Source organism: Micromonospora sp. NPDC049275 (genome assembly GCF_043197115.1).
GTDB lineage: Bacteria > Actinomycetota > Actinomycetes > Mycobacteriales > Micromonosporaceae > Micromonospora.
On the sequence record NZ_JBICSN010000015.1, the window covers coordinates 86,225 to 109,461 of the forward strand.

The window sequence follows — 23,237 nt, forward strand, 5'->3', positions numbered from 1 at the left end:
GGACCCGGTGCCTAGAGTGCGGGGGACCGACCCGCGCTGGAAGAGGTTCCTGATGTCCGACGACGCCCCCGCCCTGGATCTGCTGGCCCTGCTGCCGGAGCAGTGGCGTGCCGTGCTCACCCCGCACCTCGATCCGGCCCGCACCGCCGCGCTGGCCGAGTTCGTCGCCCGGGAGTACGCGACGCAGACCGTCTTCCCGCCGCTGGAGGATCTCTTCTCGGCGTACCGGCTCTGCCCGCCGCAGAGCACCCGGGTGCTGATCCTCGGGCAGGATCCCTATCACCGCGCCGGGCAGGCCCACGGGTTGAGCTTCAGCGTCCGCGAGGGGGTGTCGGTGCCGCCGTCGCTGCGCAACGTCTTCAAGGAGCTGGGCGAGGACGTGGGCGTGGCCAAGCCGCCCAGCGGCAACCTCGACGGCTGGGCCGCGCAGGGCGTGTTGCTGCTCAACGCGGTGCTGACGGTGCGCCAGGCCACGCCGGGTTCGCACGCCAACTCGGGCTGGGAGGAGTTCACCGACGCCACGATCCGGGCGCTCAACGCCGCACCGGAGCGGGTGGTCTTCCTGCTCTGGGGTGGCTACGCGCGCAAGAAGGCGGCCCTGGTCACCAACCCGCAGCATGTGGTGCTGGAGGCCGGCCACCCCAGCCCGATGAACCCGCGCGGCTTCCTCGGCAGCCGCCCGTTCAGCGCGGCCAACAAGGCGCTCGCTGACGCCGGCCGCCCCACCATCGACTGGGAGCGCACCGCAGACTGACCCCTGTGGCGCGGGTCAGCACTCGGCGGCGAGCTGCCGGGCCCGGTAGCGACGCAGCAGGTCCACGGCCCGCGGCTCGGTCAGCTCCAGCTCGACCAGCGGCACCACCCGGTAGTCGCGCCCGTCGTGGCGCACCCCGATCGTCTCGGGGCCGGGCGGCCACGCGGGCGGCCACGCGGCCAGGCGGGCGGTCAGGTGGCGGGGCGTGGCCGGGAGGCGATGGCGGGGCCGCTAGGCTGGCTAACCGTGCTCGTACTCGTGGTGGACAGCTCGACCCCCGCGGTGACCGCAGCGTTGGTGGAGATCTCGGCGGACGGCGTGACGTCCCGGGCGCACCGGTGCACGGTCGACGCCCGCGCGCACGGTGAACTGCTCGCGCCCCAGGTCGACGCGGTTCTCGCCGATGCCGGAGCGCGCCCGCGTGATCTGGGCGCCATCGTCGCCGGGCTCGGCCCGGGGCCGTTCACCGGGCTGCGGGTCGGCCTGGTCACCGCCGCCACGATGGGGCAGGTTCTCGGCGTGCCGACGTACGGCGTGTGTTCCCTGGATGGGATGGGCTACCCGGCGGCGGCCGGCGAGCCGGTGTTGGCGGCCAGCGACGCCCGGCGCAAGGAGCTGTACTGGGCTGTCTACGACGGCGCCGGTCAGCGGATCGTCGGACCCGAGGTGTCCACGCCGGCGGTGGCCGCTGCGCGCGCCCGGGAACTGGGGGCGACGGTCGCGGTCGGCGACGGGGCACACCGGTACGCCGAAGCCCTGAACCTGCCGGTCCGGGTCGAGCCGCGCTACCCGGAGGCCACCGTGCTGGCGCAGCTCGCCGCCGAGCGGATCCGGGCCGGCGCGCCCGGCGAGCGACTCACCCCGCTCTACCTGCGCCGTCCGGACGCCGTGGCGGCGACCGCCCGCAAACCGGTTCTCCCGTGAGTGCGGCGGTGCGGCTGGAGCCGTTCCGCTGGTGGCACATCGACGAGGTGCTGCCGATCGAGGCGGACCTGTTCGGCGCCGAGCAGTGGTCACCCGCGATGTTCTGGAACGAGCTGGCCAACGGCCACCACTACCGGGTCGCGACCGACGCCGACGGCGCCGTGCTCGGCTACGCCGGGCTGGCCGGAGCCCCGCCCGACGAGGTGTGGGTGCAGAACATCGCCGTCCGCCGGGACACCCAGCGGCGGGGCGTCGGCCGCGTCCTGCTGGAGGAGCTGCTCGCCGAGGCGGCCCGGCGTGACGCCCGCAGCACCCTGCTGGAGGTCGCCGTGGACAACGTCGCCGCCCAGCGGCTCTACGCGATGTACGGGTTCGAGCCGATCGGGGTGCGTCGCGGCTACTACCAACCGAGCAACACCGATGCGCTGGTGATGCAGCGCGTCGCCGAGCCGACCGGGGACGGACCACACGACCATGGCTGACGAACCGCTGATCCTGGGCATCGAGACCTCGTGCGACGAGACCGGCGTCGGCATCGTACGCGGGCACACCCTGCTTGCCGACGCGCTCGCGTCGAGCGTCGAGGAGCACGCCCGCTTCGGGGGCGTGGTGCCCGAGGTGGCCAGCCGGGCCCACCTGGAAGCCATCGTGCCGACGATGCAGCGGGCGCTGACCGAGGCCGGCGTCACCCTCGCCGACATCGACGCCATCGCGGTCACCTCGGGGCCCGGCCTGGCCGGCGCGCTGCTGGTCGGCGTCGCCGCCGCCAAGGGGTACGCGCTCGCCGCCGAGAAGCCTGTGTACGGCGTCAACCACCTCGCCGCGCACGTCGCGGTGGACACCCTGGAGCACGGCCCGCTCCCGGAACCCGCCATCGCGCTGCTGGTCTCCGGCGGGCACTCGTCGCTGCTGCTCGTCGACGACCTGGCCCGCGGCGTCACCCCGCTGGGCGCCACCATCGACGACGCGGCCGGTGAGGCGTTCGACAAGGTCGCCCGCCTGCTGGGGTTGCCGTTCCCGGGCGGCCCGCCCATCGACCGGGAGGCCCGAGCCGGTGACGCCGCGTCGATCGCCTTCCCGCGCGGCCTGACCGCCGCCAAGGATCTCGCCGCCCACCGGTACGACTTCTCGTTCTCCGGGCTGAAGACGGCTGTGGCCCGCTGGGTCGAGGCGCGTCAGCGCGCCGGCGAGCCGGTGCCCGTGGCCGACGTGGCCGCGTCCTTCCAGGAGGCGGTCTGTGACGTCCTGACCAACAAGGCGCTCGCCGCCTGCCGGGCGCAGGGGATCGAGACGCTTGTGATCGGCGGTGGCGTGGCCGCGAACTCCCGTCTGCGGGCACTTGCCGAACAGCGGGCCGAGAAGTACGGCATCCGGGTCCGGGTGCCCCGGCCCAAGCTGTGCACCGACAACGGGGCGATGGTGGCCGCGCTCGGGTCGCACCTGGTCGCCGCCGGGGTCGCGCCGAGCCGGCTGGACCTGCCGGCCGACTCGGCGTTGCCGTTGACAACGGTAAGCGTGTGACGGGGGCACCGGAGATGATCGTGCGGATGTGGGAGGCGCGCGCCGAGGCGTACGGCGTCGCCGACCTGATCACCTGGGTGTGCGACACCGCCCTGCCCGAGTTGGAGCACGACCCTCTGCACGTCTCCAGTGAGGTCTTCTCCTCCACCGACCACCGTGTCGTGGTCATCTCCAAGTGGCGCAGCAGCCCCCGGTCGCTGCCCGACCCGCCCGCCCTGCTGGTGGCCCGCGCCCCGCACTCCTGGGACTTCACCCAGGTCGACCGCTGACGGGGGCCACCAACGGGGTGGTCAGCTGCGGCGCAGCATCCGGTAGGTGGCGATGCCGCCGGTGCCGAGCGCGGCGAGGAAGACCAGCCAGACGACTGTGCTGCTGACCCCTACCTGGGGGCCGGTGTTCGCCGAGGCGGCTGCCAGCAGCCCGTCCTGGCCGGGTGCGGGCAGCGCGGCCGGCGGCAGCTCCGGCCAGCGGACCAGCCCGGTGCTCTCCAGCATCTGCATGTGGTGCATCACGAAGCCGTTCGCCTCTTCGCAGAGCTTGCGGACGGTGGCGTCGCGGGTGCTGGCCCGCACCGCGCCGATCACCGGGAAGATCTTGCCGTGGGCCACCCGGAGCCGGGTGACGAAGATCTGGTCGAACCGGGCGCCGGAGGCCTTCTGCATCTCCGACAGCCAGCCCTTCTGCTCGGCGGTCGGCTCGCTGGGGATGCTCGCGCCCAACTTGTTGGCCGCGTCCACGGTGAGCTGGTCGAGTCGCTGGTGCTCGCCGGCGATGCCCGCACCGATCTCCCGGACCTTCGCCGACTGCCCCTTCTCGGCGGCCATCTGCCCGGCCGGCATCTCCCACAGGCCGGCCAACCGCACGCCGTTGAGCAGTGTCATGTCGGCGGCGTTGAGCTGCTGTCCGCCAGCGGGGGCGGCGATGGCCACTCCGGGCAGGACACCGACCCCCGCGACGATCGCGATGAGCAGCATCGCCGCGCGGTGGGTCCGGTTGCCCAACTGGCGACGGGCGGATCTGAGCGGTGCCATGTCTGTGGTGCCTCCTCGGTCCGGACCGAAACGCGTCTGGACCGGGCAGCCGCACCCTGCCGGCCGCCCGTCCGCCCACTGGTACGGACTGACCGCCCGATCAGTTCATCCACGGGTGGCGGGAAATGGGCGGAGTGGAGGCGGATCAGCGGGTGAGGGCGAGGAAACCGCCGAGCAGCAGCAGGGTGAGCGCGGCGACGGCGAAGAGCACCAGCAGCTCCCGACGGCCGTGCCCGATCGGGTCGACACCGCCTGCCGACGCGGCAACGGGATCGGGCAGCACCGGCAGGTCCCGGGTCAGCGCGGCCAGGTCACCGAGGGTGCGGGCGGCCCAGACCGCGCCGGCCCGCTCGGAGAACTCGTCGAGTGTGAGCCGGCCCGCGGTGGTGTGCCGGTGCAGCTCGGCGACCACCCGGTGGCGGTCGTCGTCGGACGCGCGCAGCTCGACATCCACGCCGGACAGGGTACGCGGATCAGCCAACGTCGAGGGGGTCGGCGAGGAGCCGTTCGAAGGCCAGTTCGGCGGCGCCGATCAGGGGCGCGTCCTCACCCAGTTTCGGGGTGCGTAACCGCACGTGTTCCAGGCAGGCGCCGAGGGCGTTGGAGTTGAGCCGGCTGCGGATCTGGGCCGCGGCCGCGAGGTAGAGGTCGCGCATGGTGCCGCCGAAGATGACCATCTCGGGGTTGAAGACGTTCACCAGGTTGGCCACCCCGAAGCCCAGCCAGTCACCGGCCTGGCGTACCGCGGTCTGGGCGCGGGCGTCCCCCCGGTCGGCGGCGTCGAAGACGGCCAGCAGCGCCTCGCGGCCCCGGGCGTCGGATCGTCCGGCAGCGCGGAGCAGGCCGTGCTCGCCGATCTCGGTCTCCCAGCAACCCCGGGCGCCGCACTCGCAGGGCATCCCGTCGCGGACCACCTTCATGTGCCCGACCTCGCCGCCGTACCCGCCGTGTCCGGTGAGTCGACGCCCGCCGGCGATGATGCCGGCACCGACGCCGACGTCGCCGTACAGGTAGATGACGTTGTCGCAGCCGGCCGCGACGCCCCGGGCGTGTTCGGCGAACGCCGCCACGTCTGCCACGTTGCCGACGGTGACCGGCACGTCGAGGCCCAGTTCGGCGCCGAGCGCCGCGCCGATCGGCTCGTCCACCCAACCGGTGGTGGGGCCGAGCCGGACCAGGCCGTCCTCGCGACGGACCATCCCGCAGACCGCGACGCCGGTGCCGACGCAGATCGCGTCGGCGGGCACCGCCTGCTGCATCTCCTTGACCGCGCCGGCGAGCAGCGGGGCGGCCTCGGCGGCCAGCAGCCCGCGCGGCCGGTCCAGCTCCCGGCGGTCCAGCACCGCGCCGCCCAGGCCGACCCGGGCGGCGCGCAGCCGGTCCACCTCGACGGAGTACGCGTACGCGTACACCCGGGTCGATTCGGGCCGGACGACGAGTGACGGCCGTCCGGCCCGGCCGGTCTCCTTCGGTGTGCCCTCGCTTACCAGTCCGACGCCGGCCAGGTCGGCGGTGAGCGCGCCGATGGTGCTCCGGTTCAACCCCAGGGTGGTGGTGAGTTCGGCGCGGGTGGTCGCGCCGTGGACGTGCACGTGCCGCAGCAGGGCCCCGAGGTTCTGCCTCCGGACCTCCTCCTGGCTGGGTGCCGGGCGCATGCTCGTGCTACCTCCCGCGCGGTCAGCGGGTGCCGGTGGCTGCCGCGCGGCGGCGGGAGAGGGCGTCGACGCTGGCGGCGAGCAGCAGCACGACGCCGGTCACCACGTACTTGACTCCCGCGCTGTACCCCATCAGGCCCATTCCGTTTTCGATGACCGCGACCACCGCGCCTCCCAGCACGGCGTCGAAGACCCGGCCCTTGCCGCCGAAGAGGCTGGTGCCGCCGATCACCGCCGCGCCGACCGCGTAGAGCAGTACGTTACTGCCCCCCGTGTTCGGGTCGACCGAGTTGGCCCGGCTGGCGGCCACGATGCCACCGACGGCGGCCATGGACGAGCAGATCACGAAGACGGAGATCCGGATCCGGTCGACTCCGATGCCGGCCCGGCGGGCCGCTTCGCGGTTGCCGCCCACGGCGTAGATGTGCCGGCCGTAGCTGGTGCGCTGGAGCACGAAGGTCCAGATGACAAGCAGCACCGCGATGATCGGCACCACGATCGGCACACCCTTGAGCGAGACGATGAGGACGTTGCGGCTGCGCTCCAGGTTGAGCACGTACACAGCGGTGCCGAGGATGACGGCGAGCCCGGCGATCCGCAGCGCCACCACCGCGATCGGGTCGGTGATCAGTCCACGTGCCGCCCGGTTGCGGTGGCGTAGCAGTTGCACCGCCGCGTAGCCGACGACGGCGACGGCGGTCAGCGCCCAGCCCAGCGCGGGGGCGAGGTTGCGGTTGGCGATGGCGACCAGCACCTCGTCGCGGACGGAGATGTTGGTGCCCTCTTGCACGAGCAGCAACACGACGCCCTGGAAGGCGAGGAAGCCGGCGAGAGTGACCACGAAGGACGGAATGCCGATCTTCGCGACCAGCATCCCGAGCGTGGTGCCGATGATGACACCGGTGGCGACCGCGGCGAGGACGGCGACCCACCAGGGGTAGCCGAGCACTGTGACCACGTTGGCCAGTACCGCCGCGCAGACGCCGCTGGCGAAGCCGGCGGAGAGGTCGATCTCGCCGAGCAGCAGCACGAAGACCAGGCCCATCGCGATGAGCGTGACCGCCGCGCCCTGGGTGAAGAGGTTCGCGAAGTTGCCTGCCGACAGGAACGACGACGGCCGCATGATCGCGAAGACGGTGCAGAGCACGATCAGGCCGAGCACGGCCGGTAGCGCGCCGACGTCGCCACCGCGTACCCGGCTCACGTAGTTGCGGACGTGGCTCCCGACGGTCGGCGGCGGTGTGACGGCCGCGGGGCCTTCCTTCCGCACGGCGGTGGTGGTCATCGGACGCCTCCTGAGATCGAGTCGGCCGGCTGCGGGCCGTCGCCGTTGCTGCCCGGGTCGGTGGCGAGACCGAGCCCGCCCGAGCGCCCGGCGGTGATCAGCTCAACCACCTGGGCGTGGGTGATGTCGGTGGTCTTCACCTGGGCGACCATCTGGCCGAGGTACAGCGCGGCGATCCGGTCGGAGACGGCGAAGACGTCGTTCATGTTGTGCGAGATGAGCACCACTGCCAGGCCGTTGTCGGCGAGGCGGCGGACGAGTTCGAGGACCTGGGCGGTCTGTGCCACGCCCAGGGCGGCGGTCGGCTCGTCCAGGATGACGAGCTTGCTGTTCCACAGCACCGCCTTGGCGATGGCCACGGTCTGGCGCTGACCGCCGGAGAGGCTGGAGACGTGCTGGCGAAGCGAGGTGACGGTGCGGATGGAGAGCCCCGCCAGGGTCTCGGCGGCGAGCTGTTCCATTGTCGGCTCGTCCAGGACGATGCCGCTGTGCTTCTCCCGGCCGAGGAACATGTTCTGCACGATGTCCAGGTTGTCGCAGAGCGCGAGGTCCTGGTAGACGACCTCGATGCCGAGCGTGGCGGCGTCGCGGGGACTGCCGATGTGCACCTGTTCGCCGTTGAACAGGACCTCACCGGCGTCGGTGGGGTAGATGCCGCTGATGCACTTCACCAGGGTCGACTTGCCGGCGCCGTTGTCGCCGACAAGTGCGGTCACTTCACCCGGGTGGACGCTCAGGGCGACGTCGCGGAGCACCTGGACGGGACCGAAGCTCTTGTCGATCCCGCGGAGTTCCAGCAGGGGAGTCGCGGACACGGGGTCTCCTTCTTAAGGGAGGGTCGGGGCCCGTCCGGCGGGCGCCGCCCGGCACGGGAGGGTGCTCCCGTGCCGGGCGGCGATTGTCGTCCCGGCGGGTACTGCGGCGTCGGTCAGCTGATGCCGGCGCCGGCGCAGAACTTGGCGTACGCCGCGGTGCAGACCTGCTCCTTGGTCGCGTAACCGTCGGCGATGACGTCCTTGACGTTGTCCTTGTAGATGGCCTTCGGGGTGAGCAGCACCGAGGGGACGTCCCGGCCACCCTCCGGGTCCTTCACCGTCTGGCCGGTGTCCTTCTTCTCGCCCTTGGCCAGTGTGATGGCCAGGTCGGACGCGGCCTTGGCCTCTTCCCGGACGGCCTTGTAGACGGTCATGCACTGGTCACCGGCGAGGATGTTCTGCAGGCCCTCCACGCTGGCGTCCTGGCCGGTCACCGGTACCTTGCCGTTGATCTTGTTCTTCTTCAGGATCGAGATGGCGGCGTTGCCGAGAGTGTCGTTGGCGGCCAGCACGCCGTCGATCTTGCCCTTGGTCGCGGTGAGCTGCTGCTCGAAGATGGTCGCGGCGGTGGGGCCGTCCCAGCCCGGCACGGCGTCGTCCGGGCCCTTGGTGTACTCCTTGGAGTCGAACTTCGGCTTGAGCACCGAGTCGTAGCCGGCCTTGAACAGGGTGGCGTTGTTGTCGGTGGGGGAGCCGTTCAGGTACGCCACGACGGGGTTCTTGGCACCCTTGTCGGTCAGGCACTTCGCCAGACCCTCGCCCTGGAGCTTTCCGACGGTCTCGTTGTCGAAGCTGACGTAGTACTGGGCGGAGCCGCCGAGGGTGAGCCGGTCGTAGTCGATGGTGGCGACGCCCTGCGACTTGGCCTTGTCGAGCACGGCCTTGCCGGTGCCGGAGTCCAGGTTGACGATCATGAGGGCGGTGACGCCGCTGGTGATCATCTGCTCGGCGATGGTCTGGAAGGTGGCCTTGTCGTTCTGGGCGTTCTGGATGTCGTACTGGACGCCGGCGGCCTTGAACGCCTCCTCCAGGAAGCGACGGTCCGCCGTCTCCCAGCGGGGGGAGGACTTGCTGTCCGGAAGGATCACGCCGATCTTGGGAGTCTTCTTGGAGTCGGCCGAGCCGGTGCCGGAGTCGTCGCTGCAGGCGGTCATGCCGCCCGTCGCGAGCAGGCCCACGGCGGCGATGGTGAGGATCCCCTTACGCATGTGCAGGGTCCTTTCGGAGGTGGGGGAGGTGTTGTTTTGTTGTGTCCGGCAACGTATTTCGCGTCACACTGGTCCCACAAGACCGCGCAGGTGCCAAGTTTGTTGGAAGCGATAACAATTCAGCAACGCGACTGTTACTCCCCGGGTATCCCACGGGGGAGTCGACGTAACGAAGGCGTCAGCGGGCCTGCAACGGCGCCGTGCGGGCCTCGGTGAGCGCCACCAGATCCGCCGCCGCCAACTCCAGTTGCAGGCCGCGCCGACCGGCGGAGACATAGATCGTCGGCAGGTCCAGTGCGGACTCGTCCAGCACGGTGGGCAGTCGCTTGCGCTGCCCGAGCGGGCTGATCCCGCCGCGCACGTAGCCGGTGGCCCGCTCGGCTACCGCCCGGTCGGCCATCGCCGCCCGCTTGCCGCCGACCGCCGCAGCGAGCGCCTTGAGGTCCAGCTCGCCGGTGACCGGGACGACCGCCACTGTCAGCGCGCCGTCGACCTCGGTCACCAGTGACTTGAAGACCCGCTCGGGTGCCACGCCGAGCGCCTCGGCGACAAGCGCCCCGTAGTTCGGCGCGTCCGGGGAGACCCGGTACGGATGGGTGCGATGCGCGATCCCCCGCTTGATCAACAGTGCCGTTGCCGGAGTGCCAGATCCCGCCACGGCGACGACGTTAGTCGACAGGTCGGCCGACAAGCACCGTCGGTGCCCCGGCGATCCGGGTGAGCACCAGGCTCGCCGCCTGGTCGCCGGCCAGCCGCAGATCCCGCCGCAACTGCTCCGGTGTGAGCGCGGAACCCCGCTTGAGGATCTCCACGCGGCCCACCCGACGGTCCCGCAGCAGCGCACGGAGGCGCTTGAGCGAGAACGGCAACACGTCGGTGATCTCCAGGCAGCGCGCGTACGGGGTGCGTGTCGGTCGGTCGGCGTAGAGGTAGGCGATGCTCGGATCGCCGAGGGTGGCGTCCAGTTCGGTGGCCAGTTCGGCGACGAGATGTGCGCGTACCACCGCCGGGTCCGGGTCGTACAGGTAGCGGCGAGGCGGCCCGACCGACGCCTCGGCGGCACCCGAGCCGGTGAGCTGGAAACGGCGCGTCTCGGCGCCCACCTGTCGGTAGAGGGTGGCGCGGCGCGGTACCTGGGCCAGGTCGCCGCACCAGAGCGCGGCCTCGACCAGGTCGCCGTCCACACCTACCCACTCGGCCTCCGCGCCGGCCGGGATGAGCGCGTGGTCCAGGCCCGGCGCGACCTTCACCACCGTGTGCGGCACCCGTTCGGCCAGCCCGGTCACGAAGTCCCACGGCGGCGAGTAGGCACGCGGGTCGAAGATCCGCCGACCGGTGCCGCTCGCACGGCGGGCCGGGTCGCAGAAGACCCCGTCGACCCGGGAGACGTCGAACGCGGTGGCGTCGCCGCACTCGACAGTGAACAGCTCGGCAAGCCCCGCGGCGGCGGCGTTGGCGGCGGCCATCGCGGCGGTCACCGGGTCGGCCTCCACCCCGTACACCCGGATGCCGGCGCGGGCGGCGGCGAGCGCGTCGGCGCCGAGGCCGCAACCGAGGTCGGCAAGCGTGCGGACGCCGGCCGCGCGCAGGCGCTCCGCACGGCGCTCGGCGACGACCCGACGAGTGGCCTGCTCCAGCCCGGCGCGGGTGAGGAACATCCCGGCGGCGGCCGGGCCGAACTTGCCTACCGCCCGGTGACGCAGCTCGGCCTGGGTGAGCGCCGCCGCGGCCAGCGTGGGCGGCACCCCGGCCGCGCGTAACGCCGACGCCGCCGCCAGTGGATCACCGCCGGCCAGCGCGGCCGCCGCCGAGAGCGCGGCCGACCCCTCGGGGGTACGCAGCGCCGCCAGCTGATCGAGGTCCACCCGGTCATTGTCCCGGCCGACGTGGAAATACCGGGTGGCGGGGCGCGACGCGCTGGCACTCTCCTTGACGGAGTGCTAGCCACGGAATAACCTGCGATTAGCACTCTCACCCTGAGGGTGCCAGCTTCCGGGTCTCGCGACCCGGGTGCGCACGCCAGGCGGACCGGCACCCGCGACGACGGCTCCGCCCGGTGGCATGAGGCAGATTGACGCTGGTCAGCCCCGCTGACCGGCAACGAAACCAGTACCCCAGGAGGGTATGCCCGTGACTACCGCGACCAAGGTTGCGATCAAGCCGCTCGAGGACCGCATCGTGGTCCAGGCGAACGAGGCTGAGACCACCACGGCGTCGGGCATCGTGATCCCCGACACCGCCAAGGAGAAGCCGCAGGAGGGCACCGTCCTCGCTGTGGGCCCGGGGCGCGTCGACGACAACGGCAACCGGGTTCCGGTTGACGTGCAGGTCGGCGACACCGTCCTCTACTCGAAGTACGGCGGCACCGAGGTCAAGTACGCCGGCGAGGAGTACCTGGTGCTCTCCGCCCGCGACGTCCTCGCGGTCATCGAGAAGTAAGCAACCGATCAGTGTCGCTGCCCCGGTCCGGCTCGCCGGGCCGGGGCAGCGGCGCTTCGAAGGGACATTCATGGCGAAGATCCTGAGCTTCTCGGACGACGCCCGGCACCTGCTTGAGCACGGTGTCAACGCCCTCGCAGACGCGGTCAAGGTCACCCTCGGCCCGCGCGGGCGCAACGTCGTCCTGGACAAGAAATTCGGTGCGCCGACGATCACCAACGATGGTGTGACCATCGCCAAGGAGATCGAGCTCACCAACCCCTACGAGAACCTCGGCGCGCAGCTGGTCAAGGAGGTGGCGACCAAGACCAACGACGTCGCCGGCGACGGGACCACCACCGCGACCGTGCTGGCGCAGGCGATGGTCCGTGAGGGCCTGCGCAACGTGACCGCCGGGACCAACCCGGCCGGCCTCAAGCGGGGCATCGACGCGGCGGCCGCCAAGGTCTCCGAGGCGCTGCTCGAGCGGGCCGTCGAGGTCGCGGACAAGAAGTCGATCGCGAACGTGGCGACGATCTCCGCGCAGGACGCCACCATCGGCGAGCTGATCGCCGAGGCGATGGAGCGGGTCGGCCGCGACGGTGTCATCACCGTCGAGGAGGGCTCGATGCTCACCACCGAGCTGGACGTGACCGAGGGTCTCCAGTTCGACAAGGGCTTCATCTCGCCGAACTTCGTCACCGACCTGGAGGGTCAGGAGTCCGTCCTGGAGGACGCGTACATCCTGGTCACCACCCAGAAGATCTCGGCGATCGAGGAGCTGCTGCCGCTGCTGGAGAAGGTCCTGCAGAACAGCAAGCCCCTGCTGATCATCGCCGAGGACGTGGACGGTCAGGCGCTCTCCACCCTGGTGGTCAACTCGCTGCGCAAGACCCTCAAGGTCTGCGCGGTCAAGGCCCCGGGCTTCGGCGACCGGCGCAAGGCCATGCTCCAGGACATCGCGATCTCCACCGGCGCCGAGCTGGTCGCCCCGGAGCTGGGCTACAAGCTCGACCAGGTCGGCCTCGAGGTGCTCGGCACTGCCCGGCGCGTCGTGGTCGACAAGGAGAACACCACGATCGTCGACGGCGGCGGCCAGAAGGCCGATGTCGACGACCGGGTCTCCCAGATCCGCAAGGAGATCGAGGCCTCCGACTCCGACTGGGACCGGGAGAAGCTGGCCGAGCGGCTGGCGAAGCTCTCCGGCGGCATCGCCGTGATCAAGGTGGGCGCGGCGACCGAGGTCGAGATGAAGGAGCGCAAGCACCGCATCGAGGACGCCATCGCGGCGACCAAGGCCGCGGTCGAGGAGGGCACCGTGCCCGGCGGCGGCGCCGCCCTGGTGCAGATCCTCCCCGTGCTCGACGACGACCTGGGCTTCACCGGTGAGGAGAAGGTCGGTGTCTCGATCGTGCGCAAGGCGCTCGTCGAGCCGCTGCGCTGGATCGCCCAGAACGCCGGTCACGACGGCTACGTCGTGACGCAGAAGGTCGCCGACCTGAAGTGGGGCAACGGCCTCGACGCCGCCAAGGGCGAGTACGTCGACCTGGTCAAGGCCGGCATCATCGACCCGGTGAAGGTGACCCGCAACGCGGTCACCAACGCCGCCTCGATCGCCGGTCTGCTGCTCACCACGGAGAGCCTCGTGGTGGAGAAGCCGGAGCAGGCCGAGCCGGCCGCCGCCGGTGGACACGGCGGCCACGGCCACGGCCACCAGCACGGCCCGGGCTTCTGACCGGCAGCGACATCCGTTTCGGGGCACACCGTCGTACGGCGGTGTGCCCCGGTTCGTCTCCGCGATCATTACCAAGCGCTGACATGGTTGGCGACCCGGCGAGACGATCGCGCACACTGGGCCGATGAGCACCACGTCGCGGCGGTACGCCGCGCTGGCCGGAGTCACCGCCGCCGCCGTCGCGATCGGAACCGCGGAGCCTGTCGCGGTGCTGACCGGCCCTCGGTCGGCGCCGCTGGTAGCGGTCGGCGGGGTGGTCGTCGACGCCGTCCCCGAACCGCTCAAGCAGTTCGCCATCGACGTCTTCGGCACCGCCGACAAGATCGCCCTGCTGACCGGAACGGCCCTGCTGCTGGGCGGGTTCGCCGCGCTGCTCGGAGTGCTGGCGATCCGCCGGTTGGCTCTGGGCCTGGCCGGCATCGCGGCGCTCGGCGCCGTCGGTGTGGCCGCCGCGCTGACCCGCTCCGGCGCGGACGTCTTCGACGCGCTGCCGTCGCTTGTCGGCGGCGGGCTCGGCGCCCTGGTGCTCTGGTTGTTCATCGACGGCCCGTTCGAGCTGGACCCGTGGCTCTGGGCCCCGCAGGTGCCGGTGACCCCCGCCGCGCCTGTCGCGACCGTCGATCCGGAGTCGCGCCGGAGGTTCCTGACCGGCACCGGGGTGCTGCTCGGCACGGCCGCCGTGGCCGGTCTCGGTGGGCGCTGGCTGGCCGGGAGGCGCGGTGTGTCCGCCGCCCGGGACGCGATCCGGCTGCCCGCGCCGGTCGCCCCCGCACCGGCCGTGCCGGCGGGCGCGGACCTGTCGCTGGCCCAGCTCGCGCCGTACGTGAGCCCGAACCTCGGGTTCTACCGGATCGACACCGCCCTGGTGGTGCCGCAGGTGAACCCGGACAGCTGGCGGCTGCGCATCCATGGCCGGGTGGGCACGGAGCGCACCTACACCTACGCCGATCTGCTGGCCCGACCGCTGGTCGAGCGGTACGTCACGCTGGCCTGCGTCTCGAACGAGGTCGGTGGGGACCTGATCGGCAACGCCCGCTGGTTGGGCGTGCCCCTGCGGGAGCTGTTGGACGAGGTCCAGCCGGAGGAGGACGCCGACCAGGTCGTCGGCCGGTCGGTCGACGGGTGGACCTGTGGCACCCCCACCGCCGCGTTGCGCGACGGACGGGACGCGCTGCTGGCGATCGGCATGAACGGCGAGCCGCTGCCGGTCGAGCACGGGTTCCCGGTCCGGATGGTGGTGCCCGGCCTCTACGGCTACGTGTCGGCCTGCAAGTGGGTGACCGAGCTGGAGCTGACCCGGTTCGCCGACTTCGACGCGTACTGGGTGCCGCGTGGTTGGTCCGCCCAGGGCCCGATCAAGACCCAGTCGCGCATCGACACGCCGCGACGGCGCAACCGGTTGACCGCCGGTCCGGTGACCGTGGCAGGTGTGGCCTGGGCGCAGCATCGGGGCATCAGCCGGGTCGAGGTACGCGTCGACGGCGGCCCCTGGCAGGAGGCGGAGCTGGCCCCGACGGTGTCGGTGGACACCTGGGTGCAGTGGTCGTGGCGCTGGGACGCCACGCCGGGTGAGCACCAGCTCCAGGTCCGGGCGACCGACGCGACAGGCGAGACCCAGACCGAGCGCACGCAGAGCGTCGCCCCGGACGGTGCCACCGGCTGGCACACGGTCCCGGTCAACGTCCGCTGACCCACCCCACCCGTCCCCCACCCCCACCCCCACCCGTCCTCTGGGTGATCATGGAGTTATTGCCTCCGCCGACGGCGTGTCGGGGCAATAACTTCATGATCGACGGGGCTCCGGGTGGGTGGGGTGGGGTCCGTGGGGACGCGGGAACCGCGCCCCCCGGGAAGGGGGCGCGGTTCGTCCGGGTTCGGTGTGGGGTCAGGCGACGTTGCGCTGGGCCGGGACTGTCGACTTGTGCGGGCGGCCCAGTCGCGCCTCCAGCCGGGCCACGTCGACCCGGATCTGCCGGCGGTCGGCCAGGTCCTCCCAGCCGACGGCGAGCAGGCGCAGCCGCTCGGACTCGCTGAAGCCACCCCACACGCCGTACGGCTCTCGGACCGCCAGGGCGTGCGCGGCGCACTCGGCGCGGACCGGGCAGGCGCGGCAGACCGACTTGGCGGCGGACTCCCGCCGCAGCCGGGAGGAGCCCCGCTCCCCGTCCGGGTGGAAGAACTGGGCGCTGTCCCGGCCTCGACAGGCACCGAGCCGCTGCCAGTCCCAGAGATCGACGATGGGTCCGGGCAGTCTACGTACGTTCGACATCAGCACCCCTCCTCCCGCGCGGCACCGCGAGAATCCTTGTGGCCGGCTTCCGGGCGGCGGGCCGCGCAGGCGCACCGTTCCCGGCCTGGACCTCCCGGTACCCGGGCTGTCGCCCGCTCACACGTCTGTGATCCAAAACGCCCGACAAGATGCGGCTTTTGTCCTATCTGTCGGAAAAGTTCAGATGATTGCCGGGAACCCCCTCCCCAGCCGACGCCGTCATGGTCTGCTCGTGTGCGGAGAGGAGACCACCACAGTGCGTACCGTTCTTGTGTGCGTTCGGACACCGCTCGCGGCTCAGCACCTCACTTCTGCTGCCGCCCGGCTGGGGTTGTCCGCGATCGTCCGTACCGCCGTCTCCGATCCCGAGGTGATGCTGCGACTCGCTGAACGGCCGGCCGACGTGATCCTGGCCGACACGGCTCTCACCCGGCCGGACAGCGCGGGTTTCGTCCGCCGGGTGCTGGCCCGCGCGCCGCAGGCCGCGGTCCTGCTGCTCGGCGCCGAGGAGTCCGAGGCCGCCGCCGCCACCATCAGCGCCGGCGCGCGGGGTCTGATCCAGAATGCCGACCACGACCTGACCAGCGCGGTGGCCAAGGCCCTGCTGCTGCTCACCGCACCCGGGCGGGCATCCCGGCAGCGGGTCACCGACCCCGCCCGGGACACGGCGGCGGTCGGTGGTTCGGGCCGCTCCGCGCCATCGGTACGCAACTCGGCCGAACCCGGCTGGACGGCCGCGAACGGCGACGGGTCGTCGGGCGTGGCATCGGTGCCGGTGCAGCGCGGTGACGACGAGGTCGAGTCCGGGGCCGAAGGGTCGGGCACCAGTCAGACCGACCCGACCCGACCCAACCCGAACGCCCGCCCCAACCGGGCCTCGATCGGGCTCACCGAACGGGAACTCCAGGTGCTGCTGGGCATGGCCGAGGGCAAGAGCAACGCGGAGATCGGCCGGGAACTGTTCGTGTCGGAGGACACCGTCAAGACACACGCGCGACGGCTGTTCCGCAAGCTCGGCGCCCGGGACCGCGCCCACGCGGTCGCCGCCGGCTTCCGCGCCGGCCTGGTCTCCTGACCCACCCCCGCGACCCAGCCCCGGGCGGCGTCAGCCAGCGATCAGTCGGCGCTGGGGGCGGCGCCCGGGTCGTCCTCGGTGCCCTCGGTCAGGGTGTCGTGCACCCCGTCGGCGTACCCGCGGGCATAGTCCCAGGTGACGTAGTGATCCGGATCCGGGTCGTACGCCGGCTCGTGCACCCGGGGCCGCCCCGAGTTGAGCAGGTGCCGCAGGTTGCCGCGCAGCAGGTCCCAGTCGAAGTAGTGCGGTTCCCGGCAGTCCTCGCATTCGATGACCAGGCCGCGCACCCCGATGGGCGCCAGCAGGGCCTGGTAGATCTCCAGGTCGGCGAGGTCCTCCAGCACATCCTGCCGCTCGACGTCGGTAAGCGGATCCGGCGTCGCGTCGTCGCCCGGGTCGTCCAGGCCCGCGGTCGGGTCGGCCGGGTCGCCGTTGAACGGGTCGATGGGCTCGTCGTGCACCCCCTCACCGTAGACCCAACCCCTGCGCGCCGCGTCCCCGCGCCGCTCCTGGTGGCCTCGCGGACCCGCGCCGGCACCGACCGGGGCGGCGCAGCTCAGTGGGTACGATGAACGCACATGCCGTCAGCCCGGCGTGCGCCGGTGCCCGCGCGCTACCTCGCTGAAGCCCGTCCGAGCAGCTCATGGGAGCAATCGTGGAGAATTCGCCCAGCGCCGACCAGCTGACCGGGGCCGACCCCGGCGAGATCGGCGGCCACCTGCCGGAGCTGCCGGCCGGCTCGGCGCGGGTCATCCCGCTCGGGCTCACCTTCGACGACGTGTTGCTCCAGCCCGCCGAGTCGGACATCGCGCCGCACGACATCGACACCGGCACCCGACTGACCCGCGAGATCGACATCGCACTCCCGCTCGTCTCCAGCGCGATGGACACCGTGACCGAGGCCCGGATGGCGATCGCCATGGCCCGGCAGGGTGGCATCGGCGTGCTGCACCGCAACCTCTCGATCGAGGACCAGGCCCAGCAGGTCGACCTGGTCAAGCGCTCCGAGTCCGGCATGATCACCAACCCGGTGACGTGCTCACCGGAGGACACCGTGCGGGACGTCGACGTGATCTGCGGCCGGTTCCGCATCTCCGGGCTGCCAGTGACCGACGCCGCCGGGAAGCTGGTCGGCATCATCACCAACCGCGACATGCGCTTCGTCACCGACCTGGACACCCCGGTACACGAGGTCATGACCCGGACTCCGCTGATCACCGCGCCAGTCGGGGTGAGCAAGCCCGACGCGCTGGAGCTGCTGCGCCGGCACAAGGTCGAGAAGCTCCCGCTCGTGGACGCCGACGGTCGGCTCCGGGGCCTGATCACCGTCAAGGACTTCACCAAGAGCGAGCAGTTCCCGCTCGCCAGCAAGGACGACTCGGGTCGGCTGCGGGTCGCCGCCGCCATCGGCTTCGGCGACGAGGCGTACAAGCGGGGCCGGACCCTGATCGACGCCGGCGTCGACGTGATCGTCTGCGACGTCGCCCATGGCCACAGCCGGGCCATCATGGAGATGATCTCCCGACTCAAGCGGGAGACCCAGGTCCAGGTCATCGGCGGCAACTCGGCCACGTACGCCGGCGCGAGGGCGCTCGCCGAGGCCGGCGCGGACGCGGTCAAGGTGGGGGTCGGCCCCGGGTCGATCTGCACCACCCGGGTCGTGGCCGGGGTCGGTGTACCGCAGATCACCGCGATCATGGAGGCGGCCCGGGCCTGCCGGCCGCTCGGTGTGCCGGTGATCGGCGACGGCGGCATGCAGTACTCCGGGGACATCGCCAAGGCCATGGTGGCCGGCGCCGACTCGGTGATGCTCGGCAGCCTGCTGGCCGGTTGCGAGGAGAGCCCCGGGGATCTGATCTTCATCAACGGCAAGCAGTACAAGTCGTACCGGGGCATGGGCTCGCTCGGCGCGATGCAGACCCGCGGCGCGCAGAAGTCGTACTCCAAGGACCGTTACTTCCAGGGCGACGTCAGCTCGGATGACAAGCTGATCCCGGAGGGCATCGAAGGTCAGGTTCCCTACCGCGGCTCGCTCGCGCAGGTGGTCCACCAGCTCGCCGGCGGTCTCCGTCAGGGCATGTTCTACAGCGGCGCGGCCACCATCGCCCAGCTGCACGAGCGCGGTCAGCTCATCCGGATCACGGCAGCCGGGCTCAAGGAGAGCCACCCGCACGACGTCCAGATGACCGTCGAGGCGCCCAACTACCACTCCCGCTGACCATCCCCCAACAACCTGGAGTCCCCCATGCGTGACGTGGTCGAGATCGGGCTGGGCAAGACCGCGCAGCGCGGTTACCACCTGGACGACATCGCCATCGTGCCGAGCCGCCGGACCCGGGACGTCGATGACGTCTCGACCGGGTGGCAGCTCGACGCGTACCCGTTCGGCATCCCCTGTGTCGGGCACCCCTCGGACGCCACGATGAGCCCGTCCTCGGCGGTCCGGCTCGGTCAGCTCGGCGGTCTCGGCGTGCTCAACGTCGAGGGGCTCTGGACCCGCTACGAGAACCCGACGAAGGTGCTGGAGGAGCTGGCCGGCCTCGACGAGGAGGCCCGCGCCACCAAGCGGCTCCAGGAGGTGTACGCGGAGCCGATCCGTCCGGACCTGATCGCCGAGCGGGTGCGGGAGCTGCGCGCCGGTGGCGGCACGGTGGCGGTGCGGGTCTCCCCGCAGCACACCCTGGCGCTGGCACCGGTCATCCTGGACGCCGGGGTGGACATCCTGGTCATCCAGGGCACCATCGTGTCGGCCGAGCACGTGTCGACGACCGACGAGCCCCTGAATCTCAAGGAGTTCATCGCCGACCTCGACCTGCCGGTGATCGTCGGCGGCTGCACCGACTACAAGACGGCGCTGCACCTGATGCGTACCGGCGCGGCCGGCGTGATCGTCGGGATCGGCGGCGACGAGTGGTCGACGACCGAGTCGGTGCTGGGCATCCGGGTGCCGATGGCCACCGCGATCGCCGACGCCGCGGCGGCCCGCCGGGACTACCTCGACGAGACCGGCGGCCGGTACGTCCACCTGATCGCCGACGGCGACATCCAGACCTCCGGCGACATCGCCAAGGCCCTCGGCTGCGGCGCGGACGCGGTGATGCTCGGCGAGCCGTTGTCGCTCTGCGACGAGGCGCCCGCCGGCGGTGCCTGGTGGCACTCGGCGGCCAGCCACCCGTCGCTGCCCCGGGGCGCGTTCGAGGTCGCCGGTGAGCCGCTCGGGTCGATGGAGCAACTGCTCTTCGGCCCGGCGGACGAGGCCGACGGTCAGCTCAACCTGTTCGGCGGGCTGCGCCGGGCGATGGCCAAGTGCGGTTACCGCGACCTCAAGGAGTTCCAGAAGGTCGGCCTGGTCCTCGACCGCTGAGAAGTCCTCGTCGACGCTGGAAGGCCGGCTCCGCGATCCCGCGGGGCCGGCCTTTCGTCGTCCGCCGCGCGGGGCTCGCCCTCGATACGGGCATCGGACGGCGTCTCGCTGGCTACGCTCGTCCTGACCCGGGGATGGCGCAGAAGGAGTCGTGCATGGTCCTGAGCGGACGCGCACCGTCCCGCCGCCGGTTGGCCGCCGCCCTGGTGCTGAGCTGCGCCGTCACCCTGACCGCGGCCGGCTGCACGGGCGACGACGACGGCGGGTTCCGACCCGGCGCCGCGGACGCCGGTGACCCGTACGTGCCCGGCCACGGCAACGGCGGCTACGACGTCACGCACTACGGGTTGGACGTCCGCTACGACCCGGGAACCGACCGGCTCACCGGACGGGCGACCATCACGGCGACGGCCACCCAGGATCTGTCCCGGTTCAACCTGGACCTGGTCGGCCTGGACGTCGGCGCGGTCACCGTCGCGGGCGAGCGCGCCACGCATCGCCGCGACGAGGGCGAGCTGGTGGTGACCCCGCGCGACGGGCTTCCGCGCGGCAGGTCCTTCACCGTGGCGATCGAGTACGCCGGCGTGCCCACCGCCGTCACCGACGGTGAGCTGGGCAGCGGCGGCTTTCTGCACACCGCCGACGGGGCGATCGCTCTCGGTCAGCCCGACTCGGCGGCCACCTGGTTCCCGGTCAACGACCACCCGTCGGACAAGGCCAGCTACGACGTCGCGGTGACCGTCCCGGACGGACTGTCCGCGCTGAGCAACGGGGTGCCCGGCCCGAAGAGCAGCGCCGACGGGTGGACCACCTGGCGCTGGTCGGAGCGCACCCCGATGGCCAGCTACCTGAGCACCCTCGTGATCGGCAACTATCGGGTGGCCACCGGCGAGCACGCCGGACGACCCCTGGTCAGCGCGGTCGCGGCGAGCCTGCCGACGAACGGTGGGGCGGCCGGCTCACTGGCCCGCACCGGCGAGATCGTCGACTTCCTGGCCAGCCGTTTCGGCCCGTACCCGTTCGACTCGTACGGCGGCATCGCGGTCGCCGACGACCGGATCGGGTACGCGTTGGAAACCCAGTCCCGGCCGGTCTACGGACCCGCCTTCTTCACCGACGACCATCCCAACCCCGGCGTGGTGGCGCACGAGATGGCCCACCAGTGGTTCGGCGACAGCGTGTCGCTGCACCGGTGGAGTGACATCTGGCTCAACGAGGGCTTCGCCAGCTACGCCGAGTGGCTGTGGGAGGAGCACGACGGCGGCCGGACCGCGCAGCGCAACTTCGAGCTGCAGTACGCGTCGACCGACTGGTCACAGCCGTCGGTCGAGCCGGGACGGGAGCGGATGTTCGGCACCGCCGTCTACAAGCGTGGCGCGCTCGCCGTGCACGCCCTGCGTCGGGCGGTCGGCGACGACACCTTCTTCCGCATCCTGCGCACCTGGACCACCGAGCGGGCCAACGGCACCGCCACCACATCGGACTTCGTGGCGCTGGCCGAGCGGGTGGCGAATCGACAGTTGCGGCCCCTCTTCGACGCCTGGCTGGTGGGCGGCGCGGCGCCCACCCCGCCGTGACGACGCCGTGATCATCTGTCGATAGGCTGCCGCCTGCGATCGGCCAGGAGCGCCGGTCGCGGGGCGGCCGAGGCCACCCGCACCGGGCGTACGGGGAGGGTTCATGATGCGGGAAACACGGCACGGGCTGCGGGTGAGCGCGGCTCTGCTGGTGACCGGGACGCTCGTGCTGACCGGATGTGACTCGTCCACACCGGAGGCGGCGGCGCCGTCGCCGAGCGTTTCCCCGACGCCCTCGCGGACCTTCACGCCCGGGGCGGCCGGGGTCGGCGACGCGTACTTTCCGACGTACGGCAACGGCGGGTACGACGTCGGGAAGTACACGGTCAAGGTGCGCTACGACCCGGCGAAGGACACCCTCAAAGGTACGGCCACCGTGCAGGCCACGGCGACGGCGGACCTGTCGACGTTCAACCTCGACCTGGCCGGTCTGACAGTCAAGTCGGTAACCGTCGACGGCACGCCGGCCACTCACAGCCGGGACAGGAACGAGCTGGTGATCAAGCCGGCGGCCGGTCTGATCACGGGCAACGGGTTCGTCGCGGAGATCGTGTACGAGGGGGTGCCGAAGCCGCTGAAGAACGAGGTGCTCGGCGAGGGTGGGTTCCTGCACACCTCCGACGGCGCGATCGCGCTGGGCCAGCCGGAGTCGGCGAGCACCTGGTTCCCGGTCAACGACCACCCGTCCGACAAGGCCGCGTACGACTTCGAGATCACCGTCCCGCAGGGCCTGACCGCCGTCAGCAACGGCGTGCCGGGCGGCAACACCACCACTGACGGCTGGACCACCTGGAAGTGGTCGGAGAAGTCGCCAATGGCCAGCTACCTGAGCACCGTGGTGATCGGCAAGTTCCGGATCACCACCGGCCAGCACAAGGGGAAGCCGGTCTACAGCGCGGTCACCACCAAGGTGGCCAAGGGCGCGTCGGACGCGTCGATCGCGCAGACCGTCAAGGTGACCGACTACCTGGAGAGCGTCTTCGGGCCGTACCCGTTCGACGCGTACGGCGGTGTGGTCGTCTCGGACAGCCGGATCGCGTACGCGCTGGAGACGCAGAGCCGCCCGGTCTACTCGGCCGGCTTCTTCCGCGGTGGCGAGAACACCGAGGTGGTCGCCCACGAGCTGGCCCACCAGTGGTTCGGCGACAGCGTGGCGCTGGCCAAGTGGGAGGACATCTGGCTCAACGAGGGCTTCGCGACGTACGCGGAGTGGCTGTGGGCCGAGCACACCAAGCGGTACACCGCCAAGCAGGCGTTCGACATCCGCTACGAGCGGGTGCCGGTCGCGGTGTGGAAGACCCCGCCGGGCAAGCCGGGGATGAAGGACCTGTTCAGCGAGTCGGTCTACCAGCGCGGCGGGATGACCCTGCACGCGCTGCGGGTGGCGGTCGGCGACAAGGCGTTCTTCCAGATCGTCAAGACCTGGGCGGCGGAGAAGCGCAACGGGACCGCCACCACCGCCGAGTTCGTGGCCCTCGCCGAACGGATCTCTGGCAAGCAGCTCGATGCTCTCTTCGACGCGTGGCTCAACGGCACCAAGAAGCCCGCCCAGCCCAAGAAGCTCTAGGAGTCGCCGGCCAGGACCTCGGCTCGACCGAGGTCCTGG

General features: G+C 71.6%; 22 protein-coding genes and 2 pseudogenes. 14 read left to right on the forward strand and 10 right to left on the reverse strand.

Translation table 11 applies throughout. The features are described from left to right. Nucleotides 1-52 precede the first annotated feature (52 nt). From ung to ACGFIE_RS29440, 5 genes are all read left to right on the forward strand, one after another. A complete protein-coding gene (gene ung / locus ACGFIE_RS29420; protein WP_393300657.1) occupies nucleotides 53-754 on the forward strand; it encodes a uracil-DNA glycosylase in 702 nt (233 codons plus the stop codon). Between the two features lie 246 nt (nucleotides 755-1,000). After that, the gene (gene tsaB, locus ACGFIE_RS29425; protein WP_393300660.1) at nucleotides 1,001-1,678 is read left to right on the forward strand and encodes a tRNA (adenosine(37)-N6)-threonylcarbamoyltransferase complex dimerization subunit type 1 TsaB; all 678 of its coding nucleotides are present in this window, start codon (nucleotides 1,001-1,003) and stop codon (nucleotides 1,676-1,678) included. Nucleotides 1,679-1,686: 8 nt separating this feature from the next. Beyond that, on the forward strand, nucleotides 1,687-2,160 hold the full coding sequence (rimI, locus tag ACGFIE_RS29430) for a ribosomal protein S18-alanine N-acetyltransferase (RefSeq protein WP_393300780.1): 474 nt from the start codon (nucleotides 1,687-1,689) through the stop codon (nucleotides 2,158-2,160). Beyond that, nucleotides 2,153-3,199, forward strand: coding sequence for a tRNA (adenosine(37)-N6)-threonylcarbamoyltransferase complex transferase subunit TsaD (gene tsaD / locus ACGFIE_RS29435; protein ID WP_363680361.1), 1,047 nt, complete (start codon nucleotides 2,153-2,155; stop codon nucleotides 3,197-3,199). The genes rimI and tsaD overlap by 8 nt, the downstream gene beginning before the upstream one ends. A gap of 14 nt (nucleotides 3,200-3,213) precedes the next feature. Beyond that, nucleotides 3,214-3,468: a hypothetical protein gene (locus ACGFIE_RS29440; RefSeq protein WP_363680531.1), complete on the forward strand. Its 255-nt coding sequence runs from the start codon at nucleotides 3,214-3,216 to the stop codon at nucleotides 3,466-3,468. A gap of 21 nt (nucleotides 3,469-3,489) precedes the next feature. Here the strand turns inward: ACGFIE_RS29440 and ACGFIE_RS29445 are convergent, their stop codons facing one another. From ACGFIE_RS29445 to ACGFIE_RS29480, 8 genes are all read right to left on the reverse strand, one after another. Further along, nucleotides 3,490-4,230, reverse strand: a complete 741-nt coding sequence (locus ACGFIE_RS29445) for a DUF4142 domain-containing protein (protein WP_393300663.1) — start codon at nucleotides 4,228-4,230, stop codon at nucleotides 3,490-3,492. Nucleotides 4,231-4,375: 145 nt separating this feature from the next. Then, nucleotides 4,376-4,684, reverse strand: coding sequence for a DUF1707 domain-containing protein (locus ACGFIE_RS29450; protein ID WP_363680357.1), 309 nt, complete (start codon nucleotides 4,682-4,684; stop codon nucleotides 4,376-4,378). Between the two features lie 19 nt (nucleotides 4,685-4,703). Continuing rightward, nucleotides 4,704-5,885, reverse strand: a complete 1,182-nt coding sequence (locus ACGFIE_RS29455) for an ROK family protein (protein ID WP_393300666.1) — start codon at nucleotides 5,883-5,885, stop codon at nucleotides 4,704-4,706. Between the two features lie 22 nt (nucleotides 5,886-5,907). Beyond that, a complete protein-coding gene (locus ACGFIE_RS29460) occupies nucleotides 5,908-7,170 on the reverse strand; it encodes a sugar ABC transporter permease (RefSeq protein WP_393300669.1) in 1,263 nt (420 codons plus the stop codon). Then, entirely contained in the window at nucleotides 7,167-7,985 is an 819-nt protein-coding gene (locus tag ACGFIE_RS29465; RefSeq protein WP_007465114.1) for an ATP-binding cassette domain-containing protein, read from the reverse strand. The genes ACGFIE_RS29460 and ACGFIE_RS29465 overlap by 4 nt, the downstream gene beginning before the upstream one ends. 113 nt (nucleotides 7,986-8,098) lie before the next feature. Next, on the reverse strand, nucleotides 8,099-9,193 hold the full coding sequence (locus ACGFIE_RS29470) for a sugar ABC transporter substrate-binding protein (protein WP_393300672.1): 1,095 nt from the start codon (nucleotides 9,191-9,193) through the stop codon (nucleotides 8,099-8,101). Between the two features lie 178 nt (nucleotides 9,194-9,371). Continuing rightward, nucleotides 9,372-9,851, reverse strand: coding sequence for a Cys-tRNA(Pro) deacylase (ybaK, locus tag ACGFIE_RS29475; protein WP_393300675.1), 480 nt, complete (start codon nucleotides 9,849-9,851; stop codon nucleotides 9,372-9,374). A gap of 10 nt (nucleotides 9,852-9,861) precedes the next feature. Continuing rightward, a complete protein-coding gene (locus ACGFIE_RS29480; protein WP_393300678.1) occupies nucleotides 9,862-11,058 on the reverse strand; it encodes a methyltransferase domain-containing protein in 1,197 nt (398 codons plus the stop codon). 259 nt (nucleotides 11,059-11,317) lie between these two features. On the opposite strand from ACGFIE_RS29480, the gene groES reads away from it, so the two are divergent. The 3 genes from groES (at nucleotide 11,318) to ACGFIE_RS29495 (ending at nucleotide 15,036) form a co-directional block, all read left to right on the forward strand. Then, a complete protein-coding gene (groES, locus tag ACGFIE_RS29485) occupies nucleotides 11,318-11,632 on the forward strand; it encodes a co-chaperone GroES (RefSeq protein WP_030330046.1) in 315 nt (104 codons plus the stop codon). Nucleotides 11,633-11,702: 70 nt separating this feature from the next. Next, on the forward strand, nucleotides 11,703-13,346 hold the full coding sequence (gene groL, locus ACGFIE_RS29490) for a chaperonin GroEL (RefSeq protein WP_393300680.1): 1,644 nt from the start codon (nucleotides 11,703-11,705) through the stop codon (nucleotides 13,344-13,346). A 124-nt stretch (nucleotides 13,347-13,470) separates the two neighbouring features. Beyond that, nucleotides 13,471-15,036 (forward strand): molybdopterin-dependent oxidoreductase, encoded by a 1,566-nt coding sequence (locus tag ACGFIE_RS29495; RefSeq protein ID WP_393300683.1) that lies wholly within the window; start codon nucleotides 13,471-13,473, stop codon nucleotides 15,034-15,036. A gap of 195 nt (nucleotides 15,037-15,231) precedes the next feature. Here the strand turns inward: ACGFIE_RS29495 and ACGFIE_RS29500 are convergent, their stop codons facing one another. Beyond that, nucleotides 15,232-15,615, reverse strand: coding sequence for a WhiB family transcriptional regulator (locus ACGFIE_RS29500; RefSeq protein ID WP_266246147.1), 384 nt, complete (start codon nucleotides 15,613-15,615; stop codon nucleotides 15,232-15,234). A 256-nt stretch (nucleotides 15,616-15,871) separates the two neighbouring features. Between ACGFIE_RS29500 and ACGFIE_RS29505 the strand changes: the two are divergent. Further along, nucleotides 15,872-16,309: pseudogene (locus tag ACGFIE_RS29505) on the forward strand (helix-turn-helix transcriptional regulator); the annotation flags it as partial. 183 nt (nucleotides 16,310-16,492) lie between these two features. Continuing rightward, nucleotides 16,493-16,690, forward strand: a pseudogene (locus ACGFIE_RS29510) (response regulator transcription factor); the annotation flags it as partial. A gap of 41 nt (nucleotides 16,691-16,731) precedes the next feature. Here ACGFIE_RS29510 and ACGFIE_RS29515 read toward each other — a convergent pair. Then, nucleotides 16,732-17,151 carry a DUF5319 domain-containing protein gene (locus tag ACGFIE_RS29515; RefSeq protein WP_393300686.1) on the reverse strand — a complete coding sequence of 140 codons (420 nt, stop codon included), beginning with the start codon at nucleotides 17,149-17,151 and terminating at the stop codon, nucleotides 16,732-16,734. Between the two features lie 194 nt (nucleotides 17,152-17,345). Between ACGFIE_RS29515 and guaB the strand changes: the two genes are divergently transcribed. The 4 genes from guaB to ACGFIE_RS29535 all read left to right on the forward strand — a co-directional run bounded on the left by guaB (nucleotide 17,346) and on the right by ACGFIE_RS29535 (nucleotide 23,198). After that, entirely contained in the window at nucleotides 17,346-18,908 is a 1,563-nt protein-coding gene (guaB, locus tag ACGFIE_RS29520) for an IMP dehydrogenase (protein ID WP_393300689.1), read from the forward strand. 27 nt (nucleotides 18,909-18,935) lie between these two features. Continuing rightward, on the forward strand, nucleotides 18,936-20,054 hold the full coding sequence (locus ACGFIE_RS29525; protein ID WP_363680331.1) for a GuaB3 family IMP dehydrogenase-related protein: 1,119 nt from the start codon (nucleotides 18,936-18,938) through the stop codon (nucleotides 20,052-20,054). 155 nt (nucleotides 20,055-20,209) lie between these two features. Next, a complete protein-coding gene (locus tag ACGFIE_RS29530) occupies nucleotides 20,210-21,631 on the forward strand; it encodes a M1 family metallopeptidase (protein ID WP_393300692.1) in 1,422 nt (473 codons plus the stop codon). A 106-nt stretch (nucleotides 21,632-21,737) separates the two neighbouring features. Further along, nucleotides 21,738-23,198: a M1 family metallopeptidase gene (locus ACGFIE_RS29535; protein WP_393300783.1), complete on the forward strand. Its 1,461-nt coding sequence runs from the start codon at nucleotides 21,738-21,740 to the stop codon at nucleotides 23,196-23,198. Nucleotides 23,199-23,237 lie beyond the last annotated feature (39 nt).

Excerpts from the sequence above, each read along its gene's own strand:
- groES (WP_030330046.1), top strand. The coding sequence starts at position 11,318 with ATGCCCGTGACTACCGCGACCAAGGTTGCGATCAAGCCGCTCGAGGAC.
- ACGFIE_RS29500 (WP_266246147.1), bottom strand. The coding sequence starts at position 15,615 with ATGTCGAACGTACGTAGACTGCCCGGACCCATCGTCGATCTCTGGGAC.
- ACGFIE_RS29495 (WP_393300683.1), top strand. The coding sequence starts at position 13,471 with ATGAGCACCACGTCGCGGCGGTACGCCGCGCTGGCCGGAGTCACCGCC.
- groL (WP_393300680.1), top strand. The coding sequence starts at position 11,703 with ATGGCGAAGATCCTGAGCTTCTCGGACGACGCCCGGCACCTGCTTGAG.
- ACGFIE_RS29470 (WP_393300672.1), bottom strand. The coding sequence starts at position 9,193 with ATGCGTAAGGGGATCCTCACCATCGCCGCCGTGGGCCTGCTCGCGACG.
- ACGFIE_RS29445 (WP_393300663.1), bottom strand. The coding sequence starts at position 4,230 with ATGGCACCGCTCAGATCCGCCCGTCGCCAGTTGGGCAACCGGACCCAC.
- ACGFIE_RS29535 (WP_393300783.1), top strand. The coding sequence starts at position 21,738 with ATGCGGGAAACACGGCACGGGCTGCGGGTGAGCGCGGCTCTGCTGGTG.
- ACGFIE_RS29525 (WP_363680331.1), top strand. The coding sequence starts at position 18,936 with ATGCGTGACGTGGTCGAGATCGGGCTGGGCAAGACCGCGCAGCGCGGT.
- ACGFIE_RS29530 (WP_393300692.1), top strand. The coding sequence starts at position 20,210 with ATGGTCCTGAGCGGACGCGCACCGTCCCGCCGCCGGTTGGCCGCCGCC.
- ACGFIE_RS29460 (WP_393300669.1), bottom strand. The coding sequence starts at position 7,170 with ATGACCACCACCGCCGTGCGGAAGGAAGGCCCCGCGGCCGTCACACCG.
- tsaD (WP_363680361.1), top strand. The coding sequence starts at position 2,153 with ATGGCTGACGAACCGCTGATCCTGGGCATCGAGACCTCGTGCGACGAG.
- ACGFIE_RS29455 (WP_393300666.1), bottom strand. The coding sequence starts at position 5,885 with ATGCGCCCGGCACCCAGCCAGGAGGAGGTCCGGAGGCAGAACCTCGGG.
- ACGFIE_RS29440 (WP_363680531.1), top strand. The coding sequence starts at position 3,214 with ATGATCGTGCGGATGTGGGAGGCGCGCGCCGAGGCGTACGGCGTCGCC.
- ung (WP_393300657.1), top strand. The coding sequence starts at position 53 with ATGTCCGACGACGCCCCCGCCCTGGATCTGCTGGCCCTGCTGCCGGAG.